General features: G+C 39.3%; 9 protein-coding genes. 5 read left to right on the top strand and 4 right to left on the bottom strand.

All coding sequences use genetic code 11. From position 1 onward, the window contains the following. Positions 1 to 426: 426 nt before the first annotated feature. Genes CD31_RS06560 through CD31_RS06550 form a run of 3 tightly spaced genes read right to left on the bottom strand, consistent with a single transcriptional unit; the run spans position 427 to position 2,077 of the window. Positions 427 to 921, bottom strand: coding sequence for a CcdC family protein (locus CD31_RS06560; RefSeq protein ID WP_016995207.1), 495 nt, complete (start codon positions 919 to 921; stop codon positions 427 to 429). 24 nt (positions 922 to 945) lie between these two features. Continuing rightward, entirely contained in the window at positions 946 to 1,332 is a 387-nt protein-coding gene (locus CD31_RS06555) for a response regulator (protein ID WP_004229473.1), read from the bottom strand. Between the two features lie 34 nt (positions 1,333 to 1,366). Beyond that, positions 1,367 to 2,077 (bottom strand): cytochrome c biogenesis CcdA family protein, encoded by a 711-nt coding sequence (locus tag CD31_RS06550; RefSeq protein WP_016995208.1) that lies wholly within the window; start codon positions 2,075 to 2,077, stop codon positions 1,367 to 1,369. A gap of 510 nt (positions 2,078 to 2,587) precedes the next feature. Between CD31_RS06550 and CD31_RS06545 the strand changes: the two genes are divergently transcribed. The 4 genes from CD31_RS06545 to CD31_RS06530 all read left to right on the top strand — a co-directional run bounded on the left by CD31_RS06545 (position 2,588) and on the right by CD31_RS06530 (position 6,335). Next, positions 2,588 to 3,319 carry a FadR/GntR family transcriptional regulator gene (locus CD31_RS06545; protein WP_036076368.1) on the top strand — a complete coding sequence of 244 codons (732 nt, stop codon included), beginning with the start codon at positions 2,588 to 2,590 and terminating at the stop codon, positions 3,317 to 3,319. A gap of 140 nt (positions 3,320 to 3,459) precedes the next feature. Then, on the top strand, positions 3,460 to 4,176 hold the full coding sequence (locus tag CD31_RS06540) for a (Fe-S)-binding protein (RefSeq protein ID WP_036076367.1): 717 nt from the start codon (positions 3,460 to 3,462) through the stop codon (positions 4,174 to 4,176). A 15-nt stretch (positions 4,177 to 4,191) separates the two neighbouring features. Beyond that, positions 4,192 to 5,619, top strand: a complete 1,428-nt coding sequence (locus CD31_RS06535) for a LutB/LldF family L-lactate oxidation iron-sulfur protein (protein ID WP_036076366.1) — start codon at positions 4,192 to 4,194, stop codon at positions 5,617 to 5,619. Continuing rightward, the gene (locus CD31_RS06530; RefSeq protein WP_036076365.1) at positions 5,619 to 6,335 is read left to right on the top strand and encodes a LutC/YkgG family protein; all 717 of its coding nucleotides are present in this window, start codon (positions 5,619 to 5,621) and stop codon (positions 6,333 to 6,335) included. Before CD31_RS06535 ends, CD31_RS06530 begins: the two co-directional genes overlap by 1 nt. Positions 6,336 to 6,371: 36 nt before the next feature. On the opposite strand, the gene CD31_RS06525 is transcribed toward CD31_RS06530, so the two are convergent. Next, positions 6,372 to 7,667, bottom strand: a complete 1,296-nt coding sequence (locus tag CD31_RS06525) for an MFS transporter (protein ID WP_036076364.1) — start codon at positions 7,665 to 7,667, stop codon at positions 6,372 to 6,374. Between the two features lie 121 nt (positions 7,668 to 7,788). On the opposite strand from CD31_RS06525, the gene CD31_RS06520 reads away from it, so the two are divergent. Then, the gene (locus tag CD31_RS06520; RefSeq protein WP_036076363.1) at positions 7,789 to 9,042 is read left to right on the top strand and encodes a helix-turn-helix domain-containing protein; all 1,254 of its coding nucleotides are present in this window, start codon (positions 7,789 to 7,791) and stop codon (positions 9,040 to 9,042) included. Positions 9,043 to 9,047: the final 5 nt, after the last annotated feature.

The raw sequence follows: 9,047 nt of genomic DNA, 5'->3' as shown, positions 1-9,047 counted from the left end.
TCTATCCGTTACTTTTAAGATGCTATCCTACACTTGGCTAGTTTTATCCTCTTCATTTGGACTCCTATCCGCGCTTTGCTGCTCTATCCTCTACTTTTGAAATTTTATCCGCTACTTTTAAGATGCTATCCTGCTCTTTGCTAATTTTATCCCCTACATTTGGACTCCTATCCACGCTTTGCTGCTCTATCCGCTACTTTTGAGGTTTTATCCGTCACTTTTTAGATGCTATCCTGCTCTTTGCTAATTTTATCCTCTACATTTGGACTCCTATCCGCGCTTTGCTATTCTATCCGCTACTTTTTAGATGCTATCCTGCTCTTTGGCTACTTTTTAGATGCTATCCTGCTCTTTGCTAATTTTATCCTCTACATTTGGACTCCTATCCGCGCTTACAAGCATAAAAAAACTACACTAGCTTCAGCACTAGTGTAGTTTTGGAATTGTTTTTTTGACGCGTTTAAACTGGATGAGCATTGCGATACGCCAGGGTACTAACATGGCAAAGGCTAAAATCCAGAACATACCTGCTAATTCACCGACATCGATGGAGCTACTTAAAATCATTTTCGCCACCACTCGGAATATTAACAATCCGATTAATATAAAAACAAATGCTTTTGAACGCTTTAAATAAATATCTCGACCTTTTACTTCAAATTTAGAAGTAGCAATTAATATTGTCGAGAACACCATTCCTACCGCTGCCGCCTCTAAGATTTGCATCGGTGGTACACGGAATTGCTCGAATAAAAACATCAATGCACCTGAGGACATCGCTATTGGTGGAATAATAATTTTCTTCTCATTTGTCGGCATTTTGGAAGCTCTCATTCGTATGACCATCACAAAGCTTCCCATAAGAATGGCCATAATGGTCGACCCTATAACATAATAGTGAGAAGGGATACTGCTTAACATAAAAAATCCTCCTCTAATGTCTAATTAACAATTTTGTCCCAGTAATTGATCAGCTACAGCCTTTAATCTTTCTGGCTCGAACGGCTTTGTGATAAAATCCTTTGCCCCACTCTCAATCGCTTCTACGATTAATTTTTGCTGACCTAGTGCAGTTACCATAATGATTTTCGCATCTGGAAATTCTGGGATGATTTTTTTTACGGCTGCAATACCTGTCATAACGGGCATCGTTACATCCATTGTGACTAAATCTGGTTGTAACTCACGATACATCGCCACAGCTTCCTTACCATTTACTGCCTTACCGACTACCTCATAGCCCCATTCTGTAAACATATTACTGATTGCAACACGCATAAATAGCGTATCGTCTACTACTAAAACTGTAGGCACATGTTCATCTCCCTCCACGTTAAAGTTCGGTATGCCTCTTTAGTTTAACAAATTAAAAGCCTGTAAATCCACCGAAAATAGGCTGTAAAACGCGTGTAATATACGTTAAGCCATCAAAGAATAATAAAATCCCAACAGCAATCATGATGTACCCGCCGATTTTTACTATTTTCTGGCTGTGTGTACGAATCCATGTCATTCGTGAAATGAAGAAAGATAGCACGAAGAATGGAATAGCGAACCCTAAATAATACGCAAACATATAGCTAAAGCCCGCACCTGGGTTTGTACTTGCTAACATGATAATCGATGCAAGGATTGGTCCTGTACATGGTGTCCAGCCTGCCGCAAAGGCAATACCAATTAAGACAGACCCAAAATAGCCAGATGGTCTATTTTTAAATTGGAACTTTCGATCCTTCATTAAGAAGTCTATCTGCAATAATCCTACAATCATTAAACCGAATACGACGATTAAAATAGCCCCAACCTGTCGTAATAATGTTTGATAATTCAGGAAGAATTCTGCTGCATATGAAGCACTTAGTCCAATAATGATAAAGATAATGGAAAAGCCTAGTAAAAAGAATAGTGTGTGGAAAATGGCACGTTTTTGTAGCATACCTTTTTCTGATTTTAGCTCATCTAATGTCATACCCGTTATGTACGATAAAAATGCTGGATACAGTGGGAGAGTACACGGTGAAATGAAACTTAAGAACCCTGCACCAAAAGCTAAAAATACGTTAATATCAGATCCCATATTTTTTATTCGCTCCTTACATTTACTGCATCCATCGTACCAAAAATCAAAATAAAAAGCGCCCTTCTAGTTTGTGAACGTTTCATGGCAAAATAATGAGATTTTTAAGAAGTCCCATCAAGCTACTTCTGCATTATGCGCTCCTGTTGATTTTCTGTCAACAAAATCCGCTAAGCTTCCCCCTTTTCAAAGAGAGTTTAGCTGCTTTTCTACCTTTTTCTTGACAGTGTCGATTACTTGTCGTTAATGTTGAAAGAAGCTGCTGTATTTCAAATTCACTATCACGACCGTATTATAGTAAGAAACCATTTATTTTTTCATTCATCATCCAATCTATCTGAAAACCAAGTCATCCGATGACCGTATTATAGGTTTATATGATCCCTGATTTTTTCCTCAAATTTCGACAATCCTCTACCCTACACAAAGTGTTCATGTTAAACCATGAGTAAATGACTTATTTTCATGTATAATGATGATAGCAAATGAGCGAAAAAAGAGGTGTAGCCCTTGGAATTAAGAAAGATTAGACCAAAAAAGATCTATGAAGAAGTATCCGAAATATTACATGAAAAAATACGAGCTGGTGTCCTAAAGCCAGGCGATCGGCTTGACTCAGTGGAGCAGCTTGCCGAGCAATTGCAAGTGAGTCGTTCCGCTGTACGGGAGGCATTATCTGCATTAAAAGCTATGGGATTGATTGAAATTAAACAAGGCTCTGGAACGTTTGTCAAAAGTGTACCAGCCCATCAGCTTGACTTTCCATTATCCACAGCTATGTTAACGAATAGACAGGATATTGCTCATTTACTAGAAGTGCGCAAAATTATTGAGGTGGGAGCAGCAGGACGTGCAGCCCTCCAACGTACAGATCAGGATATTCAGGCAATGCTACAAATTTTAGAGGCTATGAAGCAGGCACATGGTGATGGCGAGCTTGGTGAAAAAGTAGATTATCAATTTCATGCAGCTATTTCCAATGCCTCTCAAAATCCCCTACTCACTACAATTTTAGATCAAATTTCTGGTTTAATGATCGAAACGATGAAAGAGACACGGCGAATTTGGTTATACTCACAAAAAACAACGAGCGAACAATTATATGATGAACATATGCAGATTTTCCTCGCGATTAAACAGCAAAATGAAGAGCTAGCCAAGCATGCGATGGCATCTCATTTAAGCAATGTTGAAAAAGTGCTATTACAATATTTCGAAACAACCGAATCCAATTCACACTAAAAACTACCTAGTACACGCTAGGTAGTTTTTCTTTTCTGAAAATTCATTAAAAAACGTTTTCACTCTTTCAAATTTGTTGTATGATTAAAATATTGATAAGTCATCAGATGACCAGTTGTTTTTAAAAAGGAGCGATGAATATGAAAGTCACACTGTTCGCCACTTGCTTAGTGGATATGTTTCAAGGGGATGTGGGAAAAGCAGTTGTTGAAGTATTAGAAAGACTTGGCTGTGACATCGACTTTCCAGAGGATCAAATTTGCTGTGGACAGCCTGCTTACAATAGCGGCTATGTCAAGGAATCGAAAAATGCGATGAAAAAAATGATTACAGCCTTTGAACATGCTGAATATGTTGTCTCTCCTTCTGGTTCCTGCGCTTATATGTTGAAGGAATATCCAGCAGTGTTTAAAGGAGACCCAATATGGGAGCCAAAAGCGCAAACATTAGCAGCTAAAACCTATGAATTCACAGAATTTATTGTCAACGTGTTAAAGACAGAAGATGTGGGAGCGCGTCTAGAAGGCAAAGCTACTTACCATACGTCATGCCATATGACAAGATTGCTTGGTGTGACGGAGGCACCTTTGCAATTATTAAAGAACGTCAAGGGCTTACATTATGTGGACCTCCCTGGCAAGGATCGATGCTGCGGTTTTGGTGGTACCTTTTCAGTTAAAATGGGCAATATTTCTGGAGAAATGGTCAATGAAAAAGTGCTGAATGTGGAAGAAACAGGCGCTGACATTTTAATAGGCGCAGACGCAGGCTGCTTATTGAATATCGGTGGTCGCATTCAACGTCAGGATAAGCCGATTAAAGTGATGCATATTGCAGAAGTATTAAATTGCCGATAAGAGGGGGAAATAAACATGGCCATGAAAACAAGTGATGATCGGTTTCAACAACGTGTCACGAAAGAGCTAGATAATCAATTTATGCGTCGTGCGGTTTCGAGTGCCCAAGAACGTTTTCAAACACGTCGCCTTCAACAAGCAGAGGAATTAGGACATTGGGAAGAATGGCGTTCTCATGGAGAGGAAATTCGCAAGCATGTTTTAGCAAATCTTGATTATTACCTTTATCAATTAAGTGAAAATGTTGCTAAACGAGGTGGGCATGTGTTCTTTGCGCAAACTGCACAGGAAGCAACCGACTATATTCAAAGCATTGCTAAAAAGAAAAATGCGGCAAAAATTGTGAAATCCAAATCAATGGTGACAGAAGAAATTAACTTAAATACAACTTTAGAAGCGCTTGGTTGTGAAGTGATTGAGACGGACCTAGGTGAATATATTTTGCAGGTGGCAGATCACGAGCCCCCTTCGCATATCGTGGCGCCAGCCTTGCATAAAAATAAAGAGCAAATTCGAGATGTTTTTAAGGAAAAACAAGGCTACAATCAAACAGAAAAGCCAGAGGAACTTGCCCTTTATGTACGTGAAAAATTACGTCAGGAATATTTAACAGCCGATATTGGTATTACAGGCTGTAATTTTGCTATTGCTGAAAGTGGCTCGATTACACTCGTTACGAATGAGGGCAATGCTGATTTAGTAACAGCGCTACCAAAAACACAAATCACAGTTATGGGGATGGAAAGAATAGTTCCTACCTTTGAAGAAATGGAGGTCCTTGTTAGTTTATTAACAAGAAGTGCTGTAGGTCAAAAGCTAACGAGCTATATTACAACGTTAACAGGCGTAAAGGACGAAGAGGATACGGATGGACCAGAGGAATTTCATTTAGTTATTGTCGATAATGGACGCTCTGCTATTTTAAGTAGTGAATTCCAGCCTATTTTACAGTGCATTCGCTGTGCTGCCTGTGTCAATGCTTGCCCTGTCTATCGTCATGTGGGTGGGCATACGTACGGCTCTATCTACTCAGGACCTGTAGGTGTTGTCCTCTCTCCACTTTTAGGAGGCTATGATGATTTTAAAGAACTGCCCTATGCTTCTACATTGTGCGGTGCTTGTACAGATGCATGCCCTGTTAAAATTCCATTACATCAGCTCATTCATCGCCATCGTCAGGTCATTGTTGAAAATGAGGGCAAGGCACCTATCTCTGAAAAACTTTTAATGAAGGCATTTGGTCTAGGGGCTTCCTCCCCTACCCTTTATAAAATGGCGACAAAAATGGCTGCACCTGCCATGTCTCCATTTACCAAAGACAAGACCATTTCTAAAGGGCCAGGCCCATTAAAAGCCTGGACCGAGGCAAGGGATTTTCCTGCCCCGAGTAAAGACAGCTTTAGAGACTGGATGAAGCATCGTACAAAAGGAGGCGAGCAATAATGACTGGTATGATTCAGCATCGAGAAACCTTTTTAGCAAATATCGCGAAGCAACTCGGACGTTCGCCTAAGACAGAACTTCCACGACCAACTTGGCAGTATCAGCCTCAAGATCGTGTGCTCAAAGATGCGACAAAGGATGAATTGGTAGAAATATTAATCCAGCAGTGCGCCAACATTCATACCGATATTGTCATTTCTAGTACTGCCACACTTCCACAGGATTTACAGAAAGTTGTTGATAATTATGGAGGTCAGTCCGTTATTACATGGAAGGATAAACGGTTCCAAGATTACGGATTAGCCGCGCTTATGAACGAACAATGGTCACAAGCCAATATTCAGCTTTATGAATGGGATCCACAGCATCCTGAGGAAAATATACGACAAGCTGAAAAGGCAAATATCGGAATGACAATTAGTGAAATGACGTTAGCAGAATCGGGAACTGCCGTGCTCTTTAGTAGCAAAGATAAAGGGAGAAGCATTAGCTTTTTACCCGAAAAGTCGATCATTCTCATTCCTAAAAGTACAATTGTACCTCGTATGACACAGGCAGCACGCTGGATTAGTGAAAAAATCCGTCAGGGTGAAAAAATTGCTTCCTGTATTAACTTTGTTACGGGACCAAGCAACTCAGCCGATATCGAAATGATTCTTATCGTTGGAGTTCATGGTCCTATTCAAGCAACCTATATTGTCATTGAGGATCAGTAAAAGAACAGGCATGCATTTCACTGCATGCCTGTTCTTTTACGTTGTTGTGTTCGCGACCCCTTTTGGTAGAGGTGCTTTTTCATAATACTCTGGATGTGCCTCTTTTAAAATAGAGGAGCGCAGCATCACAAGTGAAATGATAATAATAATGATACTCGTTACTGGTAAAATAATCGTTGCTGGTAATGTATCATATAACATGCCATAGACTACCATACCAATCGGCATCATCGACATCGCCATCGTCTCCATTAGCCCAAAAACACGCCCACGGTACTCTTCCGCAATGATTTTTTGCATATACACCCCGATGGGCATATTAATCCCCATTTCGAAAATTGCGAAAATAAAGTAAATGATGAGATAGAAGATCACGATAGCAATATAGGAAAAATCAGTGACTAATGGGATGACTGCTAAGCCAACACTTCCCGCCAATAGTAATAAGCTGATTTTTGAAAAGCGTAAAGGGACCTTTACTTCAGGTCTTGTTGCGAAATAAACGGATGCCAAGAGCATACCTAATGCACCAGACGCTTCAATAAAGCCAAAGTGTGTAGATTTTACTTTTAACAATTCAATAATGATGTATGTTCCTCCAACAGCGATGGCAGAAAAGAATAGGTTGATCCACAATGCAACCCACATAATGGTCTTAATGACGTTACGTTGCTTGATATAATGAAAACCACTTTTAAGCCCTTCCCACATCTTTTCTTTTTTCGTATCTTCCCCTCTTGTACTATAAAGGTTAAAATCCATTGTTGCCTCTAAACAAAAGGCAATCGCATAGGCCACCATATTCACCATTAAAAATACATCCATATTAAAAAATCCATACATCATACCACCAATGACTGGTCCTCCAATTGCAGCTACAGACATTGACATTTGGTTAAATGACATCGCACGCTGTAATCGCTCTGGATTGACAAGTGTGGCAATAGCCGATGAAAACGTTACACCAGAAAAGGCTGAGCAAATCGTATTAAAAACAGTAGCTATGTAAATAGCATAAACGGACATTCCTACTGTTTCTGTATAAAGCAGTAATCCCCCTACTGTCAAAATGGTGCCTGCCTGTGCTAGTAAAATCGTACGCTTTTTTGAAAAATTATCTGCGACATAGCCAGCTAATGGTGCCACAAGAGCACGTGGTAATACGGAACAAATCATATTGGTAGCAAAGCTCATTGCAGACCCAGTCATCGCTAAAATATACAAGCTAAAACCAAATGCCATGACATTTGCACCCAACATGGCAATCATTTTACTCGCAGTGAACGTCCATAAGTGGTAGGTCGCCTTTTTTAATTTTTCTACCTCATTCATCTAAATCCCTCCTTTATTTAACTAAATTAAAAAGTTTAATTAAGTTAAACAAAATATACCACAGCTCCCTCTTTTCACGCAAGCAAAAGTTTAATATAATTAAACAAAAGGAGGCGAGGCAGTGGACTCTTTAGGCACACGAATTCGCAAATTAAGGAAAGAACAAAAATTAACATTAGAGGCACTCGCCGGTGATCGTCTAACTAAAGGAATGTTAAGCCAAATAGAAAATGATAAGGCCAAGCCTTCCATGGAAAGCCTTGACTATATTGCTGAACGTTTAGGTGTAAAAGCTAGTGAATTACTGGAAGAAGTAACGCCATCCTCCATTCGCCAGCTATTAGAGCAGGTGGAAAGTTTATTTGCAGAAGTAAAACGTGGAGATGCCGATCATCATCAAGAAATTGTCGATTTAATAAAGCCGTCTGTGGAGGGCCTACCTCAAAGTTATGAAGCTGGCCGTTTATTGTATATTTACGCAGATGCCCAGTATGAAGCAGGATTAACAACATGGGAAGTCCCTCTTCAGCAAGCCCGCACTATTTTTAAGGAAATTAATTTACTCAGCCATTGGTTCAAAACCTTTATCCTAGAGATGGCTATTTTAGCAGCAAAACGTCAATATACATTGGCTTACGATCGTATCTTACAGGCAAAAGACATTATCGAACAAGAGGACTATCAGCTTGATTCTCGTGATGCCTTATTAATGACTTATTATAAAAGTATTTTCCAACTTGCAATTGGTGAACATGAGGAAGGAAAAAAATTAATTCAAGAGACGATTGCCAATGCTCATAAAAACCAACTGTTCTATCAGATTGATAATATGTACAGAATTGGTGCCTATTGTGCGATGATTGATCATGATTTTGAACAAACCAATCATATGTTTATGAAACTGGAGCAATATCAGGCATTTGCTGAACGTGTGGAGGTTGATGCTTTTATTTTTGTATTGAAGGCACATTATTATAATAATTACATCTATAATTTTGAGCAGGCTCTCCTCGAAATAGAACGTTTTAATCAGCTTCGACACGATGATTATTTAGACAAGCTTGATCCAAACTTTTATTATGCTGAAAAAGGAAAATCCTTATATTTACTTGGTCGTTATGAGGAAGCGAAAGCTGCATTTGAACAGTATAAACACATCCCGATCTATATTAGTCATCCATATGATATTTTAAGCTTAAATGAATGCTTTTCCTATAAAGCCCTTTGCTATGCACATTTTGGTAAGCTAACAACAGCCTATGAAATTGCAAAAATGGCCTATACTGATTCATTGGATTTAGTGGATTTACCCTATAAACGAAAAATCGAGGAAGTCTATCGAACGATTAAGGCACAGATTGATTCCATAACCTAATGAGT

This window comes from Lysinibacillus boronitolerans JCM 21713 = 10a = NBRC 103108, from assembly GCF_000772935.1.
Classification (GTDB): Bacteria; Bacillota; Bacilli; order Bacillales_A; family Planococcaceae; genus Lysinibacillus; species Lysinibacillus boronitolerans.
Note: the sequence above shows the minus strand (reverse complement) of the source record. Positions and strands in the feature narration are given on the sequence as shown.

What these genes read in the sequence shown, in the direction of transcription:
- CD31_RS06530 (WP_036076365.1), top strand. Translation starts at nt 5,619, where the DNA reads ATGACTGGTATGATTCAGCATCGAGAAACCTTTTTAGCAAATATCGCG.
- CD31_RS06550 (WP_016995208.1), bottom strand. Translation starts at nt 2,077, where the DNA reads ATGGGATCTGATATTAACGTATTTTTAGCTTTTGGTGCAGGGTTCTTA.
- CD31_RS06525 (WP_036076364.1), bottom strand. Translation starts at nt 7,667, where the DNA reads ATGAATGAGGTAGAAAAATTAAAAAAGGCGACCTACCACTTATGGACG.
- CD31_RS06560 (WP_016995207.1), bottom strand. Translation starts at nt 921, where the DNA reads ATGTTAAGCAGTATCCCTTCTCACTATTATGTTATAGGGTCGACCATT.
- CD31_RS06535 (WP_036076366.1), top strand. Translation starts at nt 4,192, where the DNA reads ATGGCCATGAAAACAAGTGATGATCGGTTTCAACAACGTGTCACGAAA.
- CD31_RS06540 (WP_036076367.1), top strand. Translation starts at nt 3,460, where the DNA reads ATGAAAGTCACACTGTTCGCCACTTGCTTAGTGGATATGTTTCAAGGG.